We start from the raw sequence: 24,588 nt of genomic DNA, 5'->3' as shown, positions 1-24,588 counted from the left end.
CTCAAATAAAGCTTTACCGTGCTGCATTATAAACCGCTGCTGGCGAAAATCTGCGGTTTTCTGCACCGTTTGGCTAAAAGCCCCACCTCATTAAAAGCTGAGTTCCATAATGCTGGCATCATCCAGTAAGTATTCGGTCAGCTTGCGGTGATTTTCTGCCGTGCCGATCAGCACCCAGCGCCCTGTAATTTTATGTTCTGTTTTATGCTGCGTATTGCGGATCACGTGCATATCAAAGGTTTTGAATAATTCTTCGTATTTATCCAATGTTTCTTGACGGTATGGACAGACTATGCGGTATGTCCGCGCCTGATGCAGCTGCTCTATGCGCTCCTGCACGTAAATCAGCATCACCAGCACAATCATCACAATAAATGCAGCAAACAGGCTCAGCACAATATAGCCTGCGCCTACCGCCATGCCAAGGGCTGCTGTCATCCAAATCGTGGTCGCGGTGGTAATGCCTGAAATGCGGTTTTCGTCTTTAAAAATAACCCCTGCACCCAGAAAGCCGAGGCCCGTTAAAATATTGGCGGCTAAGCGGTCAGGGTTTTCAACGCCAATTTTCAGCGACAATATCGTAAATAAGCATGAGCTGAGGCTGACCATAATCATGGTGCGAAGGCCCGCTGATTTGCTGCGGTATTCCCTCTCTGCGCCTATCACCGCGCCTATCCCTAACGCAATCAGCAGATGGATGAGATCCAAATAATCTGCGTACATGCCGCTGCACCCTTATTATGATAATGTTCTGATCCAGATATACCCAGCTTTAGGGCAAAGATGCAAGCCTTGCCTGCATCTTTTTTTGGGGCTCATTTTGTTCTCATGCACAGCGGCAACAGTATAATTACTGCCTACTGCAGCTGCTCCCACTCAATCACGGCCTGAGCATTATCGCCAATCAGCGTCCATTCACCATCCATCACATTCAGCTGCAGCTGCATAGTGCGTTCGCATAACGCTTGAATCGCTTCTGTCGTCGCCAGAGACAGTTTCCAAATTTCAAGATTCTTTAACGTTTTCAGCTTGCTGTTGCGCTTATACCATTCATCGACAGCAGTGCCATAAGTTACAATCGCGACTTGGCTGCAGCGCGCGCAGGCTTTTTTCACTTTGTCTTCATCCGGGCTGCCGACTTCAATCCACTTCACCAGCTGACCCGTCAGGTCTTTTTCCCACAATGCCGGTTCATCGGTTTCAAACAGGTCCTTGGTAAATTCCAGCATTTCATCCGCATAGCGCGCATACGCTAAAATCCGCACCATCAGGCGTTCAATGGTTTCAGATGGATGCAGCGCCATAGTCAGCTGGTAATCACCGTACTGATGCACGTCCATATTGGCAATGTTCAAATCTGCTTTATAAATTGTCGCTTTCAGCGCCATGATCAAGTCCTCGAATTTGGCGCTTAGCATATAAGATTTAACCGCACTTTGCAGAAAAGATTCGGCTATTTCCCCTCATCTGTACGGCAGTTCATCAATAGGGTTTCAAATTCCAGCCATTGCCGTTCTTGCTGATAAATAATTTCCAAGCGGTTATCGATATTCTCTGGCGCAGACTGATAATTAAACTGTTTCGGATTAAAGTTAAAGCTTTTCCAGCCTTGGCTGGTCTGAAAAATGCCTTTGATGCGCAGCCAATCCTGCTGTTCACACAGCAAATCCAGCAAATCATAGAAATCGAAGTTCCAGCGCTTCGGCATTTTCCAGCCCGCTACACTGTAGCCCTGCGCGCTTTCGACATAATGATACGGCAGCTGCTTAATTTCCGGCCGCGCCTCATCATCACGCATCTGCTTTTGCACCTGTAACAAAGGCTGTATTTTCCGTGCAGTGCCGGCATAGGGCAAATCAATATCGGATAGCGCCAGCTCACCCATTGCGGTTTTCAGCCAAAGCTGCTGATAGGGCTGATATTCAGCCTGCAATGCGGCTAAAGCCTGTTCATCGTCTTCAGTCATGCTGTCTGCATGAGACACCGCGACAACTTTCGCGGCTTTCAGCTGATCTGCATACAGGTTTTGCTTGCTCCAAGCCAAATCATGCAGCCGGGAACCATCCACGACAGTGACCAGCGCGCGCATATTCAAATGCTGCTGCCAATGCGGCTCAGTCAGCTGTTCCAGCAGCTGTGCTGGATGCCCCAGCCCTGTCGGCTCAATGAATAAACGGTCTGGCTTCGATTCTGACAGTAAGCGCGACAGCGCTATCTGCATCGGCATCTGACTGCTGCAGCACAGGCATCCGCCCAACAGCTCCTTGACGGCATAGCCCTGATCCTGCGGCAGCAGCTGCTGATCAACGCCAATTTGGCCAAACTCATTCATCAGCACCGCCCATACTTCATGTTCCGGTTTTTGGCTCAGCAAATGCTTCAGCAGCGTGGTTTTACCTGCGCCTAAAAAGCCGGAAATAATATGAACGGGGATAGCCTGTGATGCTGTAAAAAGCTTCAAAAGATCACCTGCAAAAGAATATGTAAGTGGGCACATTGTATAGCTGGATGCCGCCCTTGCAAGCCCATTTGCTGGATTGATCTTTGCCGCATCTCTTGAGCGCCTGAGCCGTGATGGGTTGCTGTTTTTTAGCCTGAAGAGCGGCATCAAAGCCTATGGGACAAGAATTCGAATGAAGATCGGAATGAAATATCAAAACCTGTCATGGATTGACTGAAATGACATATTGCTTTGCGGTTGGGCTCAATCTGCAATGAAGTGTTACATTTATTATGCGCTTTTTCAGCATGCTATTTTCTGCAAATCCCCTTCTGTGTAACTGCGCTGTAACGCTAAAAGCTTCTGATGCATATTATTGAAATATTTACATACATTTTAGGCGCTTATTTCAATTTTTATTTTACATAAATCAACAATTTTTTGAGTATTACAGCGTTTTTGTAACGCGTAGAGCCGTCTTTTGCTGCAATCATTGCCTGCTGTGGTTTCGGCTCTTAGCATGGGCATCCGTTCAAATCGAGCGTGATGCTCAATATGAGCGGATGACTAAAATATACAATTAAGGATGCCATCATGAAATTAACGCAAATTTTACTTGCTACAACTTTCGCTGCAGTCACTGCAACTTCTTTTGCTGCTTCAAATGCTCAATCGTCACCGGTTCAAGAAGAACAAAAAGTTGTGGTCAGTACACAAGAACAGCCCGTTGCCGCTGAAGACGCTGCAGCAAGCTCAAGTGCAGCCCAACCTGCTTCTGAAGCAAATGCAGGTGCTGCGCCGGCACAGCCTGCGCAATAAAATCGCAAGGCCTTATCAATCAGCGGCTATATCTGAGCTGACCGCAGCTCAACATTGTTTTTCAATGTTTTAGCCTAAAAACAGCACCGGAGCCCTTTTCTAAGCGCTTCGGTTTTTTTACAGCAGATCAAGGCAATGATAGTTATTAATGATCGATGAATCATCAAAGCTTATTGAAAGAATTAAACTTAATAATTAACAATCAATATCTTAATAAAATAAATACCGCCCTTCGGTATAATATTCTTCTATCCCATCTACTTAGGCATAGCTTGTCTCATCCCCCTAATTCACCGTTAATAAGCTCAATGCGTAAGAATTGGATGTTTGCACATGAGCAATAAAGCGAATTACATGGCTGAAGTCGCTATTTTGGGCGCTGGCCCAGTCGGCCTAACGATTGCGAACTATTTAAGTAAGCAAGGCGTTCAAGTGACCATCATTGAACAGCTGGACAGTTTAATTGATTACCCGCGTGCAATTGGTATTGATGATGAATCATTACGCACTATTCAATCTTTAGGCTTGGTGGATCAAGTATTACCGCATACCACACCTAACCACGCCATGCGCTTTTTAACCCCTAAAGGCCGCTGCTTTGCAGACATTCAGCCTTTAACCCGCGAATTCGGCTTCTCACGCCGCAACGCATTTATTCAGCCGCAAGTCGACAATGTGCTGCTTGAAGGCTTAAAGCAATACGACAAAACTAAAGTGCTGTTCTCACGCAATCTGACTGAGTTTCATCAGGATGCGTCGGGTGTCAGCCTAAGCATTACCAATAAAGCGGGTGAAGCCGAAATTGTCAAAGCGCAGTACTTAATTGCCTGCGATGGCGGCAATTCTATTGTCCGCCGTACCCTAAACATTGCCTTTGACGGCGAAACAGCGCCAAACCAGTGGATCGTCATTGACATCGACAATGACCCATTGGCCACACCGCATATTTACTTGTGCTGTGACCCTGTGCGTCCATATGTTTCTGCTGCTTTGCCTCACGGCATCCGCCGCTTTGAATTCATGGTGATGCCGGGTGAAACTCAAGAAGAACTCAGCAAGCCGGAAAACATTGCAAAATTACTGTCTAAAGTGATGCCAACGACTGACGGCATTGATGTCATCCGCCAGCGTGTCTATACCCACAATGCACGTATTGCGGACAAATTCCGTGTCGACCGTATTCTGCTTGCCGGTGATGCGGCCCACATCATGCCAGTATGGCAAGGCCAAGGCTACAACAGCGGCATGCGTGACGCTTTCAACTTGGCATGGAAAGTGGCTTTGGTGGTGCAAGGCAAAGCGGGCGCTGAATTGCTGGATTCTTACCAAATTGAACGTAAAGACCATGCCAAAGCGATGATTGACCTGTCTGTAATGGCTGGCCACGTGCTCGCACCGCCTAAAAAATGGCAAGGTTTTGTGCGTGACGGTATTGCCTATGCCTTGAACTATATCAAGCCCATCAAACAGTACCTGCTGGAAATGCGCTTCAAGCCAATGCCGAAATACCATGATGGCGCTTTAGTCACCAGTGGCGCTAAAGATTCGCCAGTCGGCAAAATGTTTATTCAGCCGGAAGTAAAATTGGCTACGGGCGAAACTGTGCTTTTGGATGAAGTGATTGGCAATGACTTTGCATTGATTGCTTGGGGTGTAGACCCGCAGTGGGGCTTGTCGGATGCAGCCATCAAACAATGGAAAAAACTGGGTGTTAAATTCATTCAGGTGATTCCTGCGGTACAGTTCAACAATGCCAACCGCAAGCAGCCTGAAGGCGTGATCACCATTGGTGACATTGGCACGGATATCCGCACATGGTTCGGAAAAACCTCTGAATCTGTTGTCGTGCTGCGCCCTGACCGTTTTGTGGCAGCGCTCGCCATTCCGCAGACTTTAGACCAAGTCAGCCAGCAGCTGTTTGCTAAGCTTCACGTCAAGTAAGACCGTCATACCTATAAAAATTAAAATTTCTGAATATTCAGAGGCCTGACCACGCACTATGCGTGGTCTTTTTTATAGGGTCTGTTTTCCATCCCATAAAGACCGATGGCTCATGATGAAACCGGTAATATTGATAGACAAATCGCGCTTAGTTTTCTGATTTGGCGAGCACTAAATTCATCATTACAGCTTTTGCAGCCAGTCAATATTCTGTACTGAATCGCGCTTTTTCACCCGCTGAATGAAAGGATCAAACTCGTCCAAATAAGGCAGAATTTTAAATTGCACGGCGTAGGCAATCCAATAGGCCAAATACAAATCCGCAGCGGTAAACTTTTCACCCGTCAAATATGGATTGGCCTGCTTCATGCCCTGCTTTAAAAATGCGAAAACAGCGTCTTCATTGCCCATACTCAGCGCGGATCGGCATTTTTCGATTTGCGCTTCCGGCACCTGCAAATATTTGAGATCCATATATTCGGTCATTGGCCCGTGACAAAAAAACAGCCACTTCAAATATTCGCCGCGCATCGGATCATTCAACGCTGGCGCTAGGCCTTTTTCATGATATTTATCCGCCAAATAGGCATAGATAGCGGCAGTTTCACTAATGACGGCCGGCCCATCCACCAGACACGGCACTTTGCCCATTGGGTTAATTTTTAAATATTCGGCATCATGAATTTTGGCATAATCCACTTCAACCATTTCAATGTCATTTTCTATGCCCAGCTCTTTAAATAAAGGCAGCAGCGTATTTCCGCGGGATTGTTTATTGCTGTAGTATTTCATTGAAATATTGTTCCTCTGCCGTTTTTTTTTAGAGTATAAAATGCAGAAAAATTAATCTGTATGAATTTGTATTTTGCTAGTATCTAACTTAGCTATTTTTTTATAAATTTAAAATTTGATCTTATCTACTTTTAGCCTCGTATAATTCGATGTCTTTATATTCAACATATTTGTAGATCAAATCATTTCCTGCTAATTTTATAAGTGCTTTATCTCCAATAAATTCAAGTAAAAACCATTTCCGAGTATCATTTTTTATAGATACCTGACTATAAAAAATTTCAGGTTTTTCAAAGATTTTCTTCTGTTCAATCTTACTCAACCATGATGGGGTACCTAATACTAGAATTATAAATAGAGAAATACTTATTGCAAGTGGTACTGGTTTTCCTCCCATACTTTTGGTTAACCGATGCATTTCAATATTAAATTTAGTAATCCCAAAACAAAACATACAAACAAGACACCAAAATATTAAAGCTAAAAAATTAAAGTTCTTATCTAAGTGCACACTTAAAAAATCAAAATAATTTATAAGCGAATATAAACCACTAAACACAAATCCCAACACAATCATTGTTATAAAAAATAGTCTTTTCATAGGCAACAATAAACCTATGGATGCACCAACAAAAGTTGAAAAAATAAAACCTAACGAACTAACCAATACATAATTTGGCGTTAAACTGCCAATAAGCCATGATATTCCAAGAGCTTCATATAGAATAATTTTATTTAAATAAGCGTAAGAAATACCTATAAAAAAGACTAAAGTTAAAAACTCATAAAGACTAATTTTATAATTATCTAAGCTTTTTATTAACATATTTTATTTAATATATTTAAGGAGATAGCATTATGCATATCTCCTTAATTTCATGTCAACAATTAAAAAAAGCCCATATAAAACTGCTCTTTCAGCACTTTTAAAATCAGCTCAATCGCTTCATTTTTCTTGTCTTTGCGGTAGCTGGCGTACAGCCCAATCATCGGCAGCGGCTCAATAGTGCTTTTCACCACAATTTTATCGCCCAGCAGCGGAATCACATAAGACGGCACCAAACTCCAGCCCACGCCCATGCCCACCAAATTCACATTCAGCAAGATATTGGTTGAATACTGCACCACATTGACATTTAATTTAGCCTGCTTGAAAAACTCCTGAATAATGCGGAACAATTCTGGCGATGAATGCTCATCACTGACAATAAACTCCTGCTGATTAAAGCTTTTAATGCTGATATGGCGCAGCATAGCCTCAGGACAGTCTTTCGGCATAATTAAAGCCAGCGGTTCAGTAAATACCTGCACAGACTCAATATCTGGAGCATCTTCAGCATAGCGTGTAAACGCAATGTCAATTTCCCCTTTATGCAGTGATTTAAGCTGCTCAGCATCCGTCAGACTATGAAAATGGATTTTCAATTCCGGAAACTGCGCACGGATATTCGGCATAATGTAAGGAAAGACTTTCATTTCCGCCACAGGCACAAAGCCGATGTTCAGCTGCTCTTTGGTCAGATGCGCAACTTGACGCGCATCCAGTATGGCTTTTTCCGCATGCTCCAGGCTCAGGCGCGCCTCTTTCAAAAAGGCTTTGCCCTCTTCCGTCAGTTCAACTTTACGGTTTGAACGCAACAGCAGCTGTACACCCACTTCCTGCTCTAAATCTTTAATCTGCTGGCTTAAAGATGGCTGCACGGTGCACATGCGCTGCGCGGCTTTGGTAAAATTCAGCTCTTCAGCAACAGCTACAAAGTAACGCAAATGTCGTAATTCCACACTGCACCTCTATCAAATGGATGTCTGAACAGGCTTCTTCAATGCCGCAGACGCCTTGTAAATAAACAGCGTTACGATCACGATGACCGCGCAGCTTAAATAGGTAAATTGATAGTCAAAGTAGGCGATGAGCAAGCCCATAATGACGGAACCGATGGCCAGGCCAATATCAAACAAAGCAAAGAACGTTGAAATCGCATGACCCATGCGCTGCTTAGACACGGACTGTATCGCCAGTGTTTGCATGCAGGGGAATAATGAACCATAGCCCATGCCGATAAACACCGCGGACAGCCACAGCACCCATTGATTATCCATAAAACTGACAATCACCAAACCAATGGCAAATGATATAAAGGATGGATAAATAACCGAACTTGGCCCTTTTTGATCGTACCATTTGCCCACCCATGGACGCACCGCGATCATGGATACAGCAAACACAATAAAAAATAAGCTAGCGGCGCTTAATAAATGCCGGCTGTCAGCAAATGCCGTAATAAAGCTGGTGATGCTGGAATATGCAAAGGCCACCAACAGCGCAATCAGGCTGATTGGCAGAACCTTCACTTCGACAATATCATGCCAGCCTAGCTTCGGTTTTGGCGCATCCGCGTCTTGAACTGCTTTCGGTGATTCCTGCACCTTTAAGGTTAAACAGAATATATATCCAATGCAGGTCACAATGCTCAGCAGCGCAAACAGCGCGGTGAAGCTGGCAAACTGAATGACGGTTAATGCAATAAGCGGTCCAAAGACCACGCCCAAATTGGTCGACATGACAAAATAGCCCATGCCCTCGCCTTTACGGTGTTCTGGAATAAAATCATTCACCACGGGCACATTGACTGTGGTCAAAATACTGAACCAGAAGCCATGCAAAAAACGCGCAAGCAGCAAAGACCCTAAACTGTCGATCAGCAAATAACTGAATGCAAACAATACAAACAGCAGCCCAGCGCCGCGCAGCGCATTTTTTTTCCCCAGCCGCTCTACAATCAACCCTGAAAATGGGCGAATGGCAATAGAAGACACTAAAAACAGCGTCAATGCTAAACCGGCTTCTTTAATTGTACCGCCTAAATCCTGCATGATGTAAATGGGCAGCACCGTGAGCATGGCGAAATAATAAATAAACAGAAACAGGTTATTGCACAGGCACAGCATGAATGCACGGTTCCACAGCTGTTCAGCAGGCGTTAGAGATTCAGGCATCCGGCTCATGCGCTGCCGCCTGCCAGTGAAGGCGTAATAAGAATTGGCTGCAGCGCCAAATGCACCAGCTGCTGAATATAGCGCTCATCGGGCATCCAGTTAAAAAAGATAATTTGATAATGGATCGGGCCGTAAAGCATATCCAGCATCAATTCAAAAGGATAATCCGCCTTAATTTCTCCGCGCGCTATGGCCTGTGCAATCAGCTTGCGGGTCTGTTCACGGCGCGGCAGCAGGTATTGTTTAAAAAATTCCCCTGCAGCCTCCCGGTGTTCCGCCATTACCACCAGCAGCGCCCGCCCAACAGGCTGGTTCAATGCGCTGGACAGCTTAAGCAGCTGCTGATTTAAGTTGAATTCCAGAGACTGGTTAAAATCCAAATCAAAAACAGACACGGTATTTTCTTTAAAAGCTTCAAACACCAAATCCGATTTATGCTTCCACCAGCGGTAAATCGTCGACTTGCCGACGCCTGCACGCGCGGCAATATCTTCAACCGTCAATTTGCTATAGTCACACTCCGCTAAGGCATCATTCACGGCGCGCAAAATGCATTGCCTGCGCCTTGAGCTTTTTTCAGTTTCATTTGCTCCAGACAGTTCTAGCGCATTATTCACTGCATTCATGTGCAATCCATAGATAGGTATAAAACGAAACGTATCGTTTCATATTACCCTCAATTGATGCGGTTCTCTATCCATTTCTTGCCGTCCTGAATAAAACTTTAGTTGAATACCCGGAATTGAGGCTGTTAAAATTGCAGGCGCTGATCTTCAGGCCTCCGCCCAGAAAAATCACAGATACTAAATAAAAAAACCATCGTGAAAAAAACAATAAATTTCAGGAAATTTCTATGTCTAAATCGGCTTTGCCTGCAGGCTTATGCATTTTACTTTTAACCGCATGCAGCGAACCGCTTCCGCAAGATAAGCGCCACTATGCAGGCACTTGGCAAAACGATGACAGCAGCACCATCTTCAAGATCAGCCCGTCAGGGCAATTGCATTACATCAAGCTTGAAATGCACGGCAAAAAATCCATCACAGGCAAAATCCAATCCTTTCACCACAATATCATCCAAATTGGCTTTTGGCCTTTCAGTTCTGAATTCAGGGTATCTGCCGCCCCCCATCTCAGCAGCAGCGGGATCTGGAGCATGACGGTAGACGGAGAGTATTTGATCAACCGCCAGCCATAAAAAAAGCCGCCAAATGGCGGCTTTGATTGCATCAGCAGAAAATCAGCTGTGCGATGATTTTTTATAGATGCTGCATGACGGATGATGGTTTTCCTGCAGGCGCGCAATTTTACGCTGTTCAGCCGCTTCAAAACGGCAGCGCTTCCAGTCATTATTCAGATTCAGTTCTGGAATCGGTTTCGGTTTGCCGTTTTCATCCACAGCCACCATCGTGAAGTAACAGCTGTTGGTATGGCGCACGGTGCGCTTTTGAATATTCTGCGCTTCAACGCGGATGCCGATTTCCATCGACGTGCGGCCCACATGATTTACGCTGGCCAGAAATGTTACCAGCTCGCCCACATGAATCGGCTCTTTAAAATTAACCTTATCTACAGATAATGTTACGACATAACTGCCCGAGTAACGGCTGGCGCATGCATATGCCACTTGGTCCAGCAGTTTTAAAATTGTTCCGCCATGCACATTGCCTGAAAAATTCGCCATATCTGGGGTCATCAGGACGGACATGTTTAATTCAGATTGGTCTTCTAATATCGGAGCAATTTGATCTAATGGGGACATCGCGTTTCTCTAGACTTTATGAAAGGACATTGATAAGTGTGATTATTATATCGGTTTTACACTCAATAAAATGTTCTATTCGGCAAAAAATTCATCACTATTATTTATAGTGATTTAGACATCATTCAAAAAAATATATAGTATTTAATTAAATGGTTGAGTATTAAGCATATTTATGAATATCTGCACATTTCACTAAATCGCCTCATTTTAAAGGCATGACAAAAAAATAAAGCGGCATACATCATATCGGCCTCTATGTTCCTCATTGACCACTGCACAAAATGACACACATGCTAAATTTTAGGCGGGAGAATTTTCAGCATTTCAAAGGCCACATTGTTATAGCTTAATTTCTGCTGATTGGCCAACTCAGTTTCAATACAAAAAGAGCCATCAACCTGAATGGCAGTGACAATAAAAACCTGCTGTTCCATGGCCGCCAGAGTGACTTTCTGACCAATTTTCAATGTATGCATTTGGTTTTACTCATGCTTTTATTAATTGATTTCAGCTATAAAAAGCTCGCAAAAAGTGTAGCGGGTTTACACACACAGGTAAACGGAAATCTCTGCAGTAAAAAGCTAAATAGAAAATTTATATTATACTTAATGTTTTATGAATTAATTTTATTATTAATAAATTTCAAAAACTTAACATCAATTCAAAAAATACCGCCTTGAATCCCCTGCGCCAGTTCTAAAATCTATAACTATAAAGGCTAACAGATTCATAAAAGGCGGCATTCACCAGCCGATCATATGGAAAATGTTTAAATAGGCGTTGAAGTGCGGCCAAAAAAACTCACAGCTTCAGCGTTTTTTAACGTCTATGCCTCAAAACAAAAATAGCAGCGCGTTCAATTATTGCTGCGCGCTGTACTGTACAGTGCCGCGTTCCAGCGGATGCTTGTGGTCTGCAAAAGTTTTAATAATGTCATTCAGCTTAAGCTCAGCAGCTGTAACCCCAGCTTGCATGGTCGCTTCACGGCCAGTGACATCAAAGATATGCGCTTTTTCACGGATATCCGGCTGAATTACAATATCAGCCCGCTTTAATTCTTCTTTTGCCAAGTAGTACTGCATGATATTGATGTTCTGGTTAAACAGCCCCCAGACATTGCTGGTTTCGGTATGAATCGGCTGCGCTAAAATATCGACGGCAATAATAATGTCTGCCCCTAAATCCCGCGCGACATCTACCGGAACAGGGCTGACTAAACCGCCATCCACATATTCCTGATGATTAATCACTGCAGGAATAAACATGCTAGGAATAGACACCGAAGCGCGCACCGCCTGTCCCGTATTGCCGGCATTAAATACCATTTTACGGCCTTGCTGCAGTTCGGTGGCCACCACATACATTGGGGTTTTCAGCAATTCCAGCGGGGTGTTATTCACCTGCTTGTTGACATATTCCTCAACTTTTTTGCCATCCAGTACGCCTTTTTTAGCCAGGCGGATTTCCCGCACATCATTGGGCTTCATATTCAGCGCAATTTCACGCATTTCTTCTGCATTTAATCCCGAGGCATACAGCGTACCGACGATACTGCCCGCACTGGTGCCTACAATAAAATCCGGCTTAATGCCATTGGCTTCCAAGACCTGAATCGCGCCAATATGTGCGTAGCCCCGCGCGCCGCCGCTACCTAAAACCAAGGCAACAATCGGCCTCTTTTCTTGCTGTTTCAGCTTTTTAAAGTCAATACGGTCCTTGCCCGCATAGGCTTCAATCATATTCAGAGCAGGCTCGGCGCTTTGCTGCGCTGCTGCCGGCACTTGTTCAGCAGGTTTCGCTACCACAGTTTGAGAGGCTGCAAGCACGACGCAAGTCAACGCAGCAAAAGCAGATTTCATTTTCACTACAGAGATTCCAACATTCATTATTCATTTTCTTTAGACTCCAACAGTCTAAAGAGATCAGATCACTACCATTGTTATGATTCGTTAAACGGCGCCGGAAATTTCACATTTTCTGACTTTTTTATAGTCTAAAATTATAATCCAATCCTCTTTACTTCGCAGTATTTATCGATGCACTCTAAATCATTGCCGTCCATATTTTAGGTCTTTCTAAAACTCGGCAGCACTTCATTTGGCAGCCCAGCTGCCTATTTGATCTTTTGCATTAGGACCTGATCCAAAGAAACAAATGGCTGACAGATGATGAATATTCGCAGATCATGGCTTTGCAGCATTATGGGCAGCTTTACCGCTTAATCTCGCGGTATAAGCGGTTAGCCTGCAATTTAAGTTGCATGGAGATTCGTTGCTGCATAAAAAAATACCCAAGTTTCCTTGGGTATTTTTTAAAGCTCGTTAAATTTCAAACAGCCTTCAGTTATGCAAAGAATTTTAAAATAAATTGAATGACTGTCGCATTAATCAAGTCAACAAAAAATGCGCCGCAGAGCGGTACAATTAAAAATGCTTTGTGTGAAGGCCCATACATATTGGTAATGGCCTGCATGTTGGCAACAGCTGTCGGCGTAGCGCCCATGCCAAAACCGCAATGCCCTGCAGCCAAAACCGCTGCATCATAGTTTTTACCCATAACACGGAAAGTGACAAAGGCGGCATACAGTCCCATAGTTAAGGTTTGCGCGCCCAGAATGACAACCAGCGGGCCAGCCAAATCAGATAATTGCCACAGTTTTAAAGAAAGCAAAGCCATCGCTAAATACAGTGAAAGCGACGTATTTCCAAATACATCAATCGCGCGGTCGAAAATTTGAATTTTAAAAATGCCTTCCAGCACATTGCGCAGAATAACGCCGCCTGCCAAAGCCCAGACAAATGTCGGCAATTCAAACATTGTCCCTTTGCTGTAGCCTGTCATAAATTCAGCAAATGCCAAACAGCCTGCAAATAATCCCAATGTCGTAATGGCATTATCCGCCGTAATTAAACGGACACGGTGCGGATGTTCAAATGGAACATATTCTGCAGAATTTATATCGGCCAAAGGGGTGCTGTCACTTTTTTCGATTTGTTCATTGGTGCGCGGTGTAGCTAACTTATAACGGTTAATCAGCAATTTTGCTAAAGGCCCGCCAATAATGCCGCCAATAATCAAACCAAAGGTCGCACTCGCCATGCCAAGCGCCAATGCGCCCTGTATGCCATGCTGGGTTTCTAAAATTTCACCCCAAGCGCCTGCTGTGCCATGTCCCCCAGTCAGCGTAATAGAGCCCGCAATCAAGCCGATTAATGGATCAATGCCCATGATTGTCGCCAGGCTAATGCCGACAAAGTCCTGCACCACAATAAACGATGCGACAGCCACAAGGAAGATCACTAAGCCCAAGCCGCCTTCTCTCAACTTAGAAAAGTTGGCGCTTAAGCCAATAGAAGCAAAGAAGATCAGCATAAAGCTGGTTTGCAGCTGGCTGCTGGTGGTAATGCTGTATCCCCAGAGCTGATGCACAACCAGCGATAGAACAGCAGCGACTAAGCCGCCCGCAACGGGTTCAGGAATATTATAGCGTTTTAAAAAACCAATTTTGTTAACGAGAAACCGCCCAAGCAATAGCACGATCACGGCAGCAATTAAGGTATAAAATGCGTTAAAAGTAAATTCCATAATAATAGTCCATGCAGGTAATGAACCAGAGCAATTAAAAATTTACTAAAATGAATAAAATCCGGCGAGGTTTAACCCAATGCCGAAATTTTATTCCAAATATTTATGCTGTGGCTCATTTGATGCTTCTCATGTAAATGACTTGCAATACCATACTCCCCTAATGGCATATGTATTGCCCAAAATATTCCGCCCACTCCTAATGATTTAGACTTTTAACGAATATCCTTGTCAAATCTTTTGATCAACCATCAATATGAATAAAAGTGCGACATTATGCATATTTTTTGTGTAAAAACTTTATTTTTTTACAATAATTCATATCAGTAACAGTGATAGTTTTTTTATATTTATTTTCTAAAAAAATGGCGTTTGATTTATAAGCGCGAAGTTCAGCCTTCTCAAATGAAAAACAGGAGCTTTATGCTCCTGTTTTTTAGGCAATTTAAAAATCCAGATTAGAAACTGTATTTAGCCATTAAGCCAACACGGTCATCGTGGTATGAGTTGCCGCCAAATGCTTTACGCTTACCATTGATGTATTCCACACCCAGTTCAACTGGTTTTACTGGTGCGTAAATAATATTCAGCCAAGCCTGTTGAACTTCTTCGTTTGCGTTGCTGTTTGACACATCTTTAGCATAAGCGCTGCCATCATCAGCAAATAACGCGCCATACGCTAAAGTTGAACGCAATTTTTCGTTGAACTTATAGGTAGCGCCGACTTGCACAGCTGTAAATTTATTTTGTTCAACACTGCCATTCACTACAGAGTATGCAGAATTTGAACCGTATAAATAGTTGCTGTTGCCTTCCGCGTATGAAACATCGCCATTCAGCTTCAATTGATCCGTCACTGCATATGATGCGCCAGCGGCAACGCCCCAAGCTGTTTCAGTTTCATTGGCAGCGTCTGACTTGTAATTTTCAACCAGTGCGCGCGCAGATGCTGAACCCTTGCCCTCAGCAAAACCTTGAGTCAGTTTAGCGGTCAAGTTCGGAACGCGGTAAGACGTATCTGCCGCAACTGTACCTTTACTGTCACCTTCTTCAGCAGAAACAAATAATTGAGTTTGCGGCGCAAGTTTAAAATTATAGCGCACTTGCGGTAAACGCTGAGTGCCGCCGCCAATGTTAGTGCTGAAGTCAATCATTTCCGGCGCATGGCTAGACAGGAAGTTCGACGTTGTTTGACCGAATAACCAGTTATTGTAAGTCAAGTACGCATGACGGATACGGAAACCTTCACCTTTAACGCTGTCAGGGTCAGCAAAATCCGCTTCAATTTTACCGCCGACTTTATTGTCAGCGCCTACAGGAGCGCTGAAGTCCAAGCCAATACGTGTAGTTTTTGCTGTCGCGCGCAATTTGTCTTTTGTAGCGCCAGTTGAAGATGCTACGCCACCAAAGTCTCCATCAAAACCTTCAATGATGTAGTTGGCATCACCGCGGATAAAACCATAAACATTTACATCTGCGCCAGCCTTAGATTTCAGCCCAGCAAGCGGCGCAACAGGCGCTGCCACAACAGCTACTGGAGCAGGACGCGCTTTGACCTGCTGAATATCAGCCTGCTGCTGTACTTGAACCTGCTGCTGCTGTTTGATTAATGCCTTCAGTTCTGCAACTTCAGCCCGCAACTGCGCAACTTCTTTTTGTTCAGCTGTGGCTGCTTGCGCAGAGTTCAGCATCAGTGCTGAAACGGCAATGGCTAAGCTGTATTGAGCTGCAGGTTTTTTAAGTTGAGCGAAATTCATATATTCTCCAGATGAATTCTAGTTTCACGCAATCATTTTCAATCCAGATGAAAATGTATTTTTTGTGACAATTTTTAAGTTTTTCCTAATTGCACATTTATACAGGAAAAATTGACCACTACTTTGCTGATTTTACGCATTTGTAATTTATATAATGAATAAGCAATTTTGCTCAGTTTTTCACAGCAATAAATTTCCAAACACCTAAACAGCACCATGTTCACCATTTTGCAATGGCTGTATTGTCTTGCAATAATTGGTCCTGTTGAACCGCTCCTTTTTATAAATCCATTTCATCTTCAGTATTTTTAAAATTGAGCTGATCTTCCTGACACCTCATGCTGATTATTTGAACGGACAACGCCGCGAATGACTATCTGTGCTTTAGTAGCATGCAGTTGACGCTCAGCAATACGTTATTGCACAAAAGCCGGATCAACAGAGCTATTCATCTTCATGGAAGATATAAGTTCTTGAACACGGTCATAGAATTAGACAAGATACCCAAGCTGCCACTCACCGAATATGCCATCATTATACATTAAAGGTAAATATTTATACCTTTAGAGTATTAAAACTTTATCGCCTTTTTCACAATTCAGCAGCGAAGCTTGTTCTAAAACGCATATTAATGTTAAACATTTGAATGAAAATTTAAAAATTAAAGCAATCACAGGTAGGCATATGGACCAGCAGCTGCAGCAAGCCGTAGATCAAGTCATCACCTCGCGCCATTCTGTACGTGCGTTTTTGGACACTCCAATTGATCGGAAAACACTCAAAGAAATCCTTCAGGTGGCCAGCCGCGCTCCGTCTGGAACCAATACCCAGCCATGGCGGGTTTATGTCGTGCAGGGCCGAAAACGGGATGCATTGATTGAAAAAGTCAGCACCGCGCAATCTGCCTTATTTTTAAACCCTGAATTGGCAAAAAACTATACAGAAACCTTCCCTTACTACCCTGAACAATGGCTTTCACCCTATATTGAGCGCCGCCGTGAAAATGGTTGGGGCTTATATGGCTTACTAAAAATCCAGAAAGGTGAAAAAGAAAAAATGGCGCAGCAGCAGCTGCGTAATTTCAAATTGTTTGATGCGCCCGTCGGGCTGTTCTTTACCGTGCATAAATCTTTGGGCATTGGCTCAAAAATGGATATCGCCATGATGATTCAGAATGTCATGCTGGCAGCCAAAGCCCGCGGCTTAGATACATGCCCTCAAGCCGCCTGGAATCATTTCCACAGCATTGTGCTCAGCGAAGTCCATGCCTCCAGCGATGAAGAACTGGTATGCGGCATGGCTTTGGGCTATGCAGATCCTGATCATATCGTAAATACCTTTATTACGCCGCGTGTCCCGGTAGAAGACTTTGCTGTATTTATTGAATGAAGGCTTGCTGACCGCATCGCAGCAAAAGGGGCCCAGCCTCCTTTTTTTATCTCGGATCTTTCAGCCGTTCATGGCAGGCATTCAGCAATCCCCCTGTTCCGCTTCAGGCCATTTTAAACGGCTCGTGCATTCTGAATGCTGCGAATTGCATACAGCGCCAGCACTATGAACAGCAGCATCACCGCCGCCATATTTAACAATGGGCTCCAGCACAGAAAATTCAAAATCAGTCCGCCTAACAGGCCGCAGGCAAACTGCATGCTGCCCATAACTGCGCTGGCCGTTCCAGCGCGCGCACCCTGCTCAGACATTGCCAGAGCCATTGCATTTGGCCCGGTAAAGCCGATGCCGGAAACCGTCAAAAACATGCCCAGCATGACAGAAACCATGGGCGCGTGCGGCAGCAGTCCGCCAGCAAACAAAATCATCACACCTGAAAGCTGAATATAGGCGCCTATTTTTAAACGCTGCATAACACTGATTTTTGCCGCCAGATGCTTATTGAATGTCGAAAACAGCATAATGCCAAAGGCGTTCGCACCAAAAGCGTAGGCAAATTGCTGCTGGGTCAGCCCATAGTCATCCATTAAAACCGGCGCAGATGAACTGATATAGCAGAACAGCAAACCACCCGAGAAGCAGCCGATAATCATCGGCAGGCGGAAGCTGGCATCTTTAAAAATTGTCGCGTACAGCAGCAGCACTTGTTTAAAGCTTAACTTTAGACGCCTGGATGCAGGCAAAGACTCATGAAAGAAAAAATGCACGCAGCATAGGCAGACAACCCCCATCAAGCTTAATGCGGCAAACACTGCGTGCCAGCTGAAAAATTTCAAAATCCATGAACCCAGTGTTGGTGCAATAATCGGCGCGATCCCCATCACAATCATCATGCTTGAAAATGCTTGCGCAGACGCCTGCATATCTAAACGGTCCCGGATGGCTGCCCGCGCAATCACGACCCCTACGCATCCGCCTAAAGCCTGCAGGATACGGGCAGCAATCAGGCTCCATTCATTTTGCACCATCAGGCACAACAAACTTGCTGCAATGTACAGGCACAGTCCAAAATACAGCGGAATTTTACGGCCAATACGGTCACTGAGCGGACCATAAATCAGCTGCCCCACCGCCAAGCCTAAAAAGTATGCGGGCAAGGTATTGGCAATCCTCTGCGTACTCACGCCAAAATCATGCGCCATTTGCGGCAAGGCCGGCAGATACATATCAATTGACAGCGGGCCCAGCGAAGTCAGCAGCGCTAGCAGCATAATCCACGCGCTGGAATACTGCGTTTTGCTTTGTTCTGTCTGCATAGAGATATTTTCGTTTCTAAATGATGAGAATGCAGACAAGTTTACACGTGTCATAGTATTATTTCGGCATATTCAAAGTGAAAAATCACACAATTCAAATATCAGCTGACCGCTCTGCTCCAGACAGCAAAGGATAGAAATTGAACTCTTGGCTCGCACGTCTAAAACAAGCGACGTACAACACCACTTTCATGTACAACATCCGCATGATTATCGCGTTTGCGGGTACGGCTTTTGTCCCGTATTTCATCGGGCAGCAGCTGTATACGATTCCCCTCACCTTAGGGGTTGTGGCTGCAGGCTTAAGCGATATTGATGACCGCTTTTCTGTGCGGATCATGAATCTGATCTATACCTATATCGGGTTCTTTGTAACTGCAGTATCGGTCTATCTGCTGTTTCCCTATCCAATTTTATTTGCCATTGGCTTAATTGTGTCCTGCATTGGCTGGATTTTACTGGGTTCACTGGGGCGGCGCTATGCCACGATCTCCTACGGCTGTTTAGTCATTTCTGTATATTCCATGCTTGGCGTCAGCCTTTTTGACAACTGGTATACGCAGGCAAGCTTGCTGGTCATAGGCGCGGCTTGGTACGGTTTAATTTCCACCATCAGCTTCCTGCTGTTTCCTGTACGCCAAGTGCAGGACAAACTGGCGCAGTGCTATTCGTCTTTAGCCGACTTCTTATTTGCTAAATCGAATCTATTTGATGTAGACATGACGCCAGCCAGCTATCAGCAAAGCATGATTGAATTGTCTTTAGAAAATGGAAAATTAATCACCATTTTCAACGATATGAAAACCGCCTTGCTGACCCGTTTAAAAGGTGACCGTGGCCAGCGCGATACACGGCGCAGCCTGCAGTATTATTTTGTGGCGCAGGATATTCATGAACGCGCCGATTCTGCGCATATTGACTATCAGAAGCTGTCTAAGATTTTCGAGCACAGCGATATCCTATTCCGCTTTCAGCGCATTTTGTCTCTTCAGGCCAAAGCCTGCAAAGACTTAAGCAGCAGCATTCTGCAGCGCACCCCCTATAATCACAGCAAACGCTTTAAGCATGCTTTTCAAAATCTAAAATTGTCCTTAGAAAAGCTCCGTGCCGAACAGCAGTATGATCAGGTTTGGGTAAATTCGCTGTTTTCACTTTATCAAAATTTAAAAGCCATCGATTCACAGCTGCGTAATGTGGAAACCGAACGCCATATGAATTTTGACAAAGCCAAACACATCGAAAATCAGCTTAAAGATGACGACTTAAAAGGCTGGGACGACATTGTCATTCGCGTCAAACAGCATTTGACACCTGAATCGGTCTTGTTCCGCCATGCCGTTCGGGTCTCTTTGGTGCTGTTCATTGGCTATATTTTTGTGCAGCTGACCGATATTCAATACGGCTACTGGATTTTGCTGACTGCCTTATTTGTCAGCCAGCCGAACTTTAACGCCACCAAGCGCCGCCTATATTTGCGGATTATCGGAACCTTAATCGGCATTATTTTAGGCTACGCGATTTTGTATTTTATCCCTTCGATTGAAGGCCAGCTGCTGCTGCTGATCCTCAGCGGCGTGCTGTTCTTTGAATTGCGAAGCAAACAGTATGCGCAAGCGACAGCCTTCATTACAATCTTGGCGATGATCAACTTCAATTTAGACGGCCTGGGCTTTGCGGCAGCCATGCCGCGCATGATCGATACCCTGATCGGCTGCGCTTTAGCCTGGTTTGGCGTCAGCTTTATTTTCCCAGACTGGAAATTCCGCCGCCTGCCGCGCACCATCAAGCGCTCTTTACAGGCGCAATGCGATTATTTGTCAGAAGTGGTTGAACAATACAAGCATGGCCGCAACAATGGCCTGAATTACCGCGTTGTGCGCCGCGCCGCGCACAATACCGATGCAGACGTCGCCTCTTTAATTTCAACACTGGCGACCGAACCGGATTTTGATCCTGCGCAAAAAGCTCAAGCCTTTGAATTCCTCTGTTTAAATCACACCTTCATCAGCTATATTGCGGCCTTAGGCGCGCACCGTGAAAAAATTAAGGATCAGGAAGTCTTAAATCTGCTGGACAAAGCTTTGGATGATATCCAAGGTGCGCTTTTGCGTGATGAAGTGCCGGACTTAACCGCAACCAATATGCTGCAGGCCATCCGCCAGCGCTTATCGCAAAATAATGATGATGATCAGAAATCATTGATCATTTTGCAGCAGCTGTCATTAATGTTCAGTATTTTGGATCAAATCAGCCATTTGAAGCAGAATTTAAGCCATGACCATGACCCGCATGCAACCGAATTGGCTTCTTTATAATTTGGCTGAATTTGGAACAATATACTCACTGAATTGGTACAAATAATGCTAAACTTTTTACAGTTTGAAATTTGTTAGTTTAATCATGACCGCTAAAAACGTTTACGCTTATACCCTGCAGCCTGTGGCTTATGAAGTTTCTGAAGCTGAGCAGCGCAATGCCCAGCTGGTGCTGTCCCGCAGCAACTATAAAATCGGCACAAAAGCCTGGCTGATCATGGGCGCAATCATTGCCCTTTCACTGCTCGGAATTCTGTTAATCAAAAATTATTCAACAGTATTCTGCTGGGTTGCCATTGTCTGTGTCGTTATTTATTTTCTTGTCCGCAAATTCGGCATCGAATGGTATGTAAAACGCAAGCTGAATGAAACACCAGTTCAAGAAATTAAAGGCATCCGCTTAGGCGTGCAGCCGCACGGCATTTCCATGCAGCAGCAGGTGGGCATGCAAATGGGCAATATGACTGTGGGCTGGAAAGATATTTACGAATGGTACAATACGCCAGAGTTCATTCTGATCAACTTTAAAATTAAGGATCAGCAAGGCGCGTATATTCTGCCTAAGCGCTTAGACAGCAAGAATTTTCCTTTTGCGACGATCCGCAAGCACTTAACTGAAACTGTCGGCGAGCCGAAATCAGTTTAAGCGGCTGAACAGCTTTCCGCTGATATGAAAAGCCTCCTGCATTGGAGGCTTTTTTAATGCGCAGCGGCCAAGCGAATTAATAATGAGAATGAGAATAAATATTATCTTTAAATACACATTCTCTTCTTAATCTAAGGTTATAATTCGCAGCAACTTGCCACTTGCCTAAACATAGATTGCCATGTTTAAAAAGACCCTCTTCCAAATTCACTGGTTCCTCGGAATCAGCGCCGGTTTAATCCTCTCTATTATGGGAGTGACTGGCGCAATCTATTCTTATGAACAGCCGATTCAAAAGTGGCTGAATCAGGAAAGCTACACCGTAAAAGCCGAACAAAAAGAAAAACTGACACCTGCGCAAATTTATCAGCATTTTCAGCAGACCGATCCTTCTATAAAAATCAACAGCATCACCATAGACCATGACCCTGCAGCCTCTTCTTCCGTCAATATCGTAAAAGAAGGCGCGCGCAAGGGCTATAACATGATGATTAACCCTTACTCAGCTGAAATATTGCCCGAAGTCAAAGGCCGTGAATTTTTCCAATTCATTCAGCAGCTGCACCGCAATTTAACCGTAGGTGAGTTTGGCAAGCAGCTGACAGGCGCATCGACCCTGATCTTAATTTATTTTATTTTGAGCGGGATTTATTTACGCTGGCCTAAAAAGCATTCATTCAAACAATGGCTGATGGTCAAGCCGCAGTTAAAAGGCCGTAATTTCCTGTGGAATTTACACGCCGTGATTGGCACTTGGGTTGTCATTTTCTATCTGTTGCTGGCGTTTACAGGGCTGTACTGGTCGTATGGCTGGTGGCGGGACGGCATGTTTAAAGTGATGGGTGTAGAGCGTCCGCAGGCCAAAATGCAGGCTAAAAATGGGGCTGGCAAAAGCGGCGATGGCCCGCGTGAAGGCCAAGAGCAGCCGCGCGCTGGACAAAAATCAGCAGGCTCCACAGAACAGGCTGAAGGCAAACAAGAAGGCCGCGGAGAGAAAAAAGGCTTAAAGCCTGAGCAGATCAATCTCGCACTTGCCCAAACTTGGACAGGCTTTAATACTCAACTGGGCCGTGAATATTCAAGCATCACCTTCAATATTCCTAAAAAGGCCAATGGTGAACTGGAAATCCAGTTTACAGATGCAGTGCCGCAGCATGAGCGCGCACGCAATAAAGCCACCTATGATTATTCAGCAGCCAAGATTCAAAAATTAGAGCTGTACGAAGACAAAAAGCTCAACGAAAAAATCATGAGCAGCATGCTGCCTGTGCACCGCGGCAGCTTCTTTGGCCCGGTCTATCAGTTCGCAGCGATGCTGGCTTCTTTAATCATGCCGCTGTTCTTTGTGACTGGCTGGATGCTGTATCTGAAGCGCCGCAAGCAAAAGCGCTTGGCCGTGCAGGCACGCAGCAGCTTAGCTCCTATATCCGCAGATCCAAATGCCCAGCCTTGGCTGATCGTCTATGCCTCGCAAACAGGCTTAGCCGAACAACTGGCTTGGCGCACAGCCGTCAGCTTACAGGAAGCGCGCCAGCCCGCCGCTGTCAAAGCAGTTCAGCAGCTGACTATGGATGACCTTAAGCAAGCCACGCAATTCTTGGTGATTGCCAGCACCTACGGCACAGGCGAAGCGCCAGATTCAGCTTCTGCTTTTGAGAAAAAACTCATGTCGCAGCAGCAGGACCTCAGCCATCTGAACTTTGCCGTGCTGGCCCTCGGATCTAAAGAATACCCTGACAGCTATTGCGCTTTTGGCCATAGAGTATTCACTTGGCTGTCTCAAAATGGCGCCAGTGCATTATTTAATGTCATTGAAGTGAATAATGGCGATGCAGCTGCCGTACAGCAATGGAATACTGCTTTAGCGGCAGTAACTAAGCTGGATCTGCAGGCCATGACGATCAATAAAACTTTTGATGTCTGGACACTTAAACAGCGCACGCTGCTGAATCCAGGCAGCCTAGGCTCCCCTGCCTTTAATTTGGAATTCACTCCAAAACATGAAGTGCATTGGCAGGCCGGCGATATTGCTGAAATCCAGCCAGGCAACAGTGCAGCGCGCATTGAGGCTTTCTTGGCTACATACAGCATCAGCGCAAATGCACCGGTTGAATCCACCGCTAAAACCATTGCAGAAATGCTCTGGAACCGTGATTTAACTGTAGAAGCCGAACCTTTTGCCAATCTGGATCATTTGCTGGAACAGCTTCCGGTTCTGCCTTCCCGCGAATATTCGATTGCCAGCATTCCTGAACAGCAAGTCTTGCGATTAGTGGTGCGTCAGCAATCCGATGCTCAAGGACAGCTTGGCCTAGGTTCTGGCTGGCTGACCCAGCATGCTGTCGTCAACAGTGAAATTGCCATGCGCATCCGCACCAATGAATCCTTCCATCTGATTCATGATAACCGCCAGATTATCCTCATCGGCAACGGCACAGGCATTGCCGGCTTAATGAGCCTGCTCAGTTCACGTATCCGTTCAGGCTATACAGACAACTGGCTGATTTTCGGTGAACGCCAGCGTGAGCATGATTTCTTCTTCCAAAGCACAATCGAAGCTTGGCAAAGTACAGGCATGCTGCGGCGTCTAGACTTGGCTTTCTCACGCGATCAGGCTGAAAAAATCTATGTGCACCATAAACTGCGGGAACAGGCTGCTGAACTGCAAAAATGGATCGAAAATGGTGCAGTGATTTATGTTTGCGGCAGCATCAACGGCATGGCCAGCGATGTAGATTCGGCCTTACGGGATATTCTAGGCGAAGCTGCGCTGGATCAGCTGAAACAGGATGGCCGCTACCGCCGCGATGTGTACTAAGCCGAATC

Annotated in this window: 21 protein-coding genes; 7 read left to right on the top strand and 14 right to left on the bottom strand. The window is 45.0% G+C overall.

Translation table 11 applies throughout. The features are described from left to right. Positions 1 to 90: 90 nt before the first annotated feature. The 3 genes from OKC24_RS00625 to OKC24_RS00615 form a co-directional block, all read right to left on the bottom strand. Positions 91 to 723, bottom strand: coding sequence for an MgtC/SapB family protein (locus tag OKC24_RS00625; RefSeq protein WP_005008113.1), 633 nt, complete (start codon positions 721 to 723; stop codon positions 91 to 93). Positions 724 to 857: 134 nt separating this feature from the next. Continuing rightward, a complete protein-coding gene (locus OKC24_RS00620) occupies positions 858 to 1,388 on the bottom strand; it encodes a YaeQ family protein (protein ID WP_130144190.1) in 531 nt (176 codons plus the stop codon). A gap of 65 nt (positions 1,389 to 1,453) precedes the next feature. Further along, complete coding sequence (locus tag OKC24_RS00615; RefSeq protein WP_130144191.1) at positions 1,454 to 2,461, bottom strand: CobW family GTP-binding protein; 1,008 nt, start codon at positions 2,459 to 2,461, stop codon at positions 1,454 to 1,456. Between the two features lie 573 nt (positions 2,462 to 3,034). On the opposite strand from OKC24_RS00615, the gene OKC24_RS00610 reads away from it, so the two are divergent. Next, positions 3,035 to 3,259, top strand: a complete 225-nt coding sequence (locus OKC24_RS00610) for a hypothetical protein (RefSeq protein WP_130144192.1) — start codon at positions 3,035 to 3,037, stop codon at positions 3,257 to 3,259. A 333-nt stretch (positions 3,260 to 3,592) separates the two neighbouring features. Then, positions 3,593 to 5,200, top strand: a complete 1,608-nt coding sequence (locus tag OKC24_RS00605; protein WP_265464496.1) for a bifunctional 3-(3-hydroxy-phenyl)propionate/3-hydroxycinnamic acid hydroxylase — start codon at positions 3,593 to 3,595, stop codon at positions 5,198 to 5,200. Between the two features lie 183 nt (positions 5,201 to 5,383). Here OKC24_RS00605 and OKC24_RS00600 read toward each other — a convergent pair whose 3' ends face one another. From OKC24_RS00600 to OKC24_RS00580, 5 genes are all read right to left on the bottom strand, one after another. Then, complete coding sequence (locus tag OKC24_RS00600; RefSeq protein ID WP_130144194.1) at positions 5,384 to 5,992, bottom strand: glutathione S-transferase family protein; 609 nt, start codon at positions 5,990 to 5,992, stop codon at positions 5,384 to 5,386. A gap of 121 nt (positions 5,993 to 6,113) precedes the next feature. Then, positions 6,114 to 6,818 (bottom strand): hypothetical protein, encoded by a 705-nt coding sequence (locus OKC24_RS00595; protein ID WP_130144195.1) that lies wholly within the window; start codon positions 6,816 to 6,818, stop codon positions 6,114 to 6,116. A 62-nt stretch (positions 6,819 to 6,880) separates the two neighbouring features. Beyond that, on the bottom strand, positions 6,881 to 7,774 hold the full coding sequence (locus OKC24_RS00590; RefSeq protein WP_130144196.1) for a LysR substrate-binding domain-containing protein: 894 nt from the start codon (positions 7,772 to 7,774) through the stop codon (positions 6,881 to 6,883). A 12-nt stretch (positions 7,775 to 7,786) separates the two neighbouring features. Continuing rightward, positions 7,787 to 8,998, bottom strand: a complete 1,212-nt coding sequence (locus tag OKC24_RS00585; RefSeq protein ID WP_131276019.1) for an MFS transporter — start codon at positions 8,996 to 8,998, stop codon at positions 7,787 to 7,789. Then, complete coding sequence (locus OKC24_RS00580; RefSeq protein WP_130144198.1) at positions 8,995 to 9,615, bottom strand: TetR/AcrR family transcriptional regulator; 621 nt, start codon at positions 9,613 to 9,615, stop codon at positions 8,995 to 8,997. The genes OKC24_RS00585 and OKC24_RS00580 overlap by 4 nt, the downstream gene beginning before the upstream one ends. A gap of 227 nt (positions 9,616 to 9,842) precedes the next feature. On the opposite strand from OKC24_RS00580, the gene OKC24_RS00575 reads away from it, so the two are divergent. Next, on the top strand, positions 9,843 to 10,187 hold the full coding sequence (locus tag OKC24_RS00575) for a hypothetical protein (protein WP_130144199.1): 345 nt from the start codon (positions 9,843 to 9,845) through the stop codon (positions 10,185 to 10,187). Between the two features lie 42 nt (positions 10,188 to 10,229). On the opposite strand, the gene OKC24_RS00570 is transcribed toward OKC24_RS00575, so the two are convergent. From OKC24_RS00570 to OKC24_RS00550, 5 genes are all read right to left on the bottom strand, one after another. Further along, positions 10,230 to 10,751, bottom strand: a complete 522-nt coding sequence (locus OKC24_RS00570) for an acyl-CoA thioesterase (RefSeq protein WP_005008097.1) — start codon at positions 10,749 to 10,751, stop codon at positions 10,230 to 10,232. 296 nt (positions 10,752 to 11,047) lie between these two features. Continuing rightward, positions 11,048 to 11,230 carry a hypothetical protein gene (locus tag OKC24_RS00565; protein ID WP_005008096.1) on the bottom strand — a complete coding sequence of 61 codons (183 nt, stop codon included), beginning with the start codon at positions 11,228 to 11,230 and terminating at the stop codon, positions 11,048 to 11,050. A 384-nt stretch (positions 11,231 to 11,614) separates the two neighbouring features. Next, positions 11,615 to 12,640, bottom strand: a complete 1,026-nt coding sequence (locus tag OKC24_RS00560; RefSeq protein WP_130144200.1) for a patatin-like phospholipase family protein — start codon at positions 12,638 to 12,640, stop codon at positions 11,615 to 11,617. A 457-nt stretch (positions 12,641 to 13,097) separates the two neighbouring features. Next, on the bottom strand, positions 13,098 to 14,339 hold the full coding sequence (gene gltS, locus OKC24_RS00555; RefSeq protein ID WP_130144201.1) for a sodium/glutamate symporter: 1,242 nt from the start codon (positions 14,337 to 14,339) through the stop codon (positions 13,098 to 13,100). A gap of 458 nt (positions 14,340 to 14,797) precedes the next feature. Beyond that, a complete protein-coding gene (locus tag OKC24_RS00550) occupies positions 14,798 to 16,096 on the bottom strand; it encodes a DcaP family trimeric outer membrane transporter (RefSeq protein WP_130144202.1) in 1,299 nt (432 codons plus the stop codon). Between the two features lie 684 nt (positions 16,097 to 16,780). On the opposite strand from OKC24_RS00550, the gene OKC24_RS00545 reads away from it, so the two are divergent. Then, positions 16,781 to 17,485, top strand: a complete 705-nt coding sequence (locus OKC24_RS00545; protein ID WP_130144203.1) for a nitroreductase — start codon at positions 16,781 to 16,783, stop codon at positions 17,483 to 17,485. 113 nt (positions 17,486 to 17,598) lie between these two features. Here the strand turns inward: OKC24_RS00545 and OKC24_RS00540 are convergent, their stop codons facing one another. Continuing rightward, complete coding sequence (locus OKC24_RS00540; RefSeq protein WP_252151879.1) at positions 17,599 to 18,801, bottom strand: multidrug effflux MFS transporter; 1,203 nt, start codon at positions 18,799 to 18,801, stop codon at positions 17,599 to 17,601. Between the two features lie 140 nt (positions 18,802 to 18,941). Here OKC24_RS00540 and yccS point away from each other — a divergent pair, with 140 nt between their 5' ends. The 3 genes from yccS to OKC24_RS00525 all read left to right on the top strand — a co-directional run bounded on the left by yccS (position 18,942) and on the right by OKC24_RS00525 (position 24,580). Further along, positions 18,942 to 21,116 (top strand): YccS family putative transporter, encoded by a 2,175-nt coding sequence (gene yccS / locus OKC24_RS00535; RefSeq protein WP_130144205.1) that lies wholly within the window; start codon positions 18,942 to 18,944, stop codon positions 21,114 to 21,116. Positions 21,117 to 21,201: 85 nt separating this feature from the next. After that, a complete protein-coding gene (locus OKC24_RS00530; RefSeq protein ID WP_130144206.1) occupies positions 21,202 to 21,762 on the top strand; it encodes a YcxB family protein in 561 nt (186 codons plus the stop codon). A gap of 181 nt (positions 21,763 to 21,943) precedes the next feature. Continuing rightward, the gene (locus tag OKC24_RS00525; protein ID WP_265464493.1) at positions 21,944 to 24,580 is read left to right on the top strand and encodes a PepSY domain-containing protein; all 2,637 of its coding nucleotides are present in this window, start codon (positions 21,944 to 21,946) and stop codon (positions 24,578 to 24,580) included. The last annotated feature ends 8 nt before the right edge of the window (positions 24,581 to 24,588 follow it).

It is taken from the genome of Acinetobacter entericus (assembly GCF_026168575.1).
Lineage (GTDB): Bacteria > Pseudomonadota > Gammaproteobacteria > Pseudomonadales > Moraxellaceae > Acinetobacter > Acinetobacter bouvetii.
The sequence above is the reverse complement of the archived record's forward strand: the minus strand, read 5'-3'. Positions and strand labels throughout refer to the sequence as shown.

Excerpts from the sequence above, each read along its gene's own strand:
- OKC24_RS00595 (WP_130144195.1), bottom strand. The coding sequence starts at position 6,818 with ATGTTAATAAAAAGCTTAGATAATTATAAAATTAGTCTTTATGAGTTT.
- OKC24_RS00585 (WP_131276019.1), bottom strand. The coding sequence starts at position 8,998 with ATGAGCCGGATGCCTGAATCTCTAACGCCTGCTGAACAGCTGTGGAAC.
- OKC24_RS00565 (WP_005008096.1), bottom strand. The coding sequence starts at position 11,230 with ATGCATACATTGAAAATTGGTCAGAAAGTCACTCTGGCGGCCATGGAA.
- OKC24_RS00610 (WP_130144192.1), top strand. The coding sequence starts at position 3,035 with ATGAAATTAACGCAAATTTTACTTGCTACAACTTTCGCTGCAGTCACT.
- OKC24_RS00575 (WP_130144199.1), top strand. The coding sequence starts at position 9,843 with ATGTCTAAATCGGCTTTGCCTGCAGGCTTATGCATTTTACTTTTAACC.
- OKC24_RS00540 (WP_252151879.1), bottom strand. The coding sequence starts at position 18,801 with ATGCAGACAGAACAAAGCAAAACGCAGTATTCCAGCGCGTGGATTATG.
- OKC24_RS00530 (WP_130144206.1), top strand. The coding sequence starts at position 21,202 with ATGACCGCTAAAAACGTTTACGCTTATACCCTGCAGCCTGTGGCTTAT.
- OKC24_RS00550 (WP_130144202.1), bottom strand. The coding sequence starts at position 16,096 with ATGAATTTCGCTCAACTTAAAAAACCTGCAGCTCAATACAGCTTAGCC.
- OKC24_RS00625 (WP_005008113.1), bottom strand. The coding sequence starts at position 723 with ATGTACGCAGATTATTTGGATCTCATCCATCTGCTGATTGCGTTAGGG.
- OKC24_RS00600 (WP_130144194.1), bottom strand. The coding sequence starts at position 5,992 with ATGAAATACTACAGCAATAAACAATCCCGCGGAAATACGCTGCTGCCT.
- OKC24_RS00525 (WP_265464493.1), top strand. The coding sequence starts at position 21,944 with ATGTTTAAAAAGACCCTCTTCCAAATTCACTGGTTCCTCGGAATCAGC.
- OKC24_RS00605 (WP_265464496.1), top strand. The coding sequence starts at position 3,593 with ATGAGCAATAAAGCGAATTACATGGCTGAAGTCGCTATTTTGGGCGCT.
- OKC24_RS00580 (WP_130144198.1), bottom strand. The coding sequence starts at position 9,615 with ATGAATGCAGTGAATAATGCGCTAGAACTGTCTGGAGCAAATGAAACT.
- OKC24_RS00570 (WP_005008097.1), bottom strand. The coding sequence starts at position 10,751 with ATGTCCCCATTAGATCAAATTGCTCCGATATTAGAAGACCAATCTGAA.
- gltS (WP_130144201.1), bottom strand. The coding sequence starts at position 14,339 with ATGGAATTTACTTTTAACGCATTTTATACCTTAATTGCTGCCGTGATC.
- OKC24_RS00545 (WP_130144203.1), top strand. The coding sequence starts at position 16,781 with ATGGACCAGCAGCTGCAGCAAGCCGTAGATCAAGTCATCACCTCGCGC.
- OKC24_RS00620 (WP_130144190.1), bottom strand. The coding sequence starts at position 1,388 with ATGGCGCTGAAAGCGACAATTTATAAAGCAGATTTGAACATTGCCAAT.
- OKC24_RS00560 (WP_130144200.1), bottom strand. The coding sequence starts at position 12,640 with ATGAATGTTGGAATCTCTGTAGTGAAAATGAAATCTGCTTTTGCTGCG.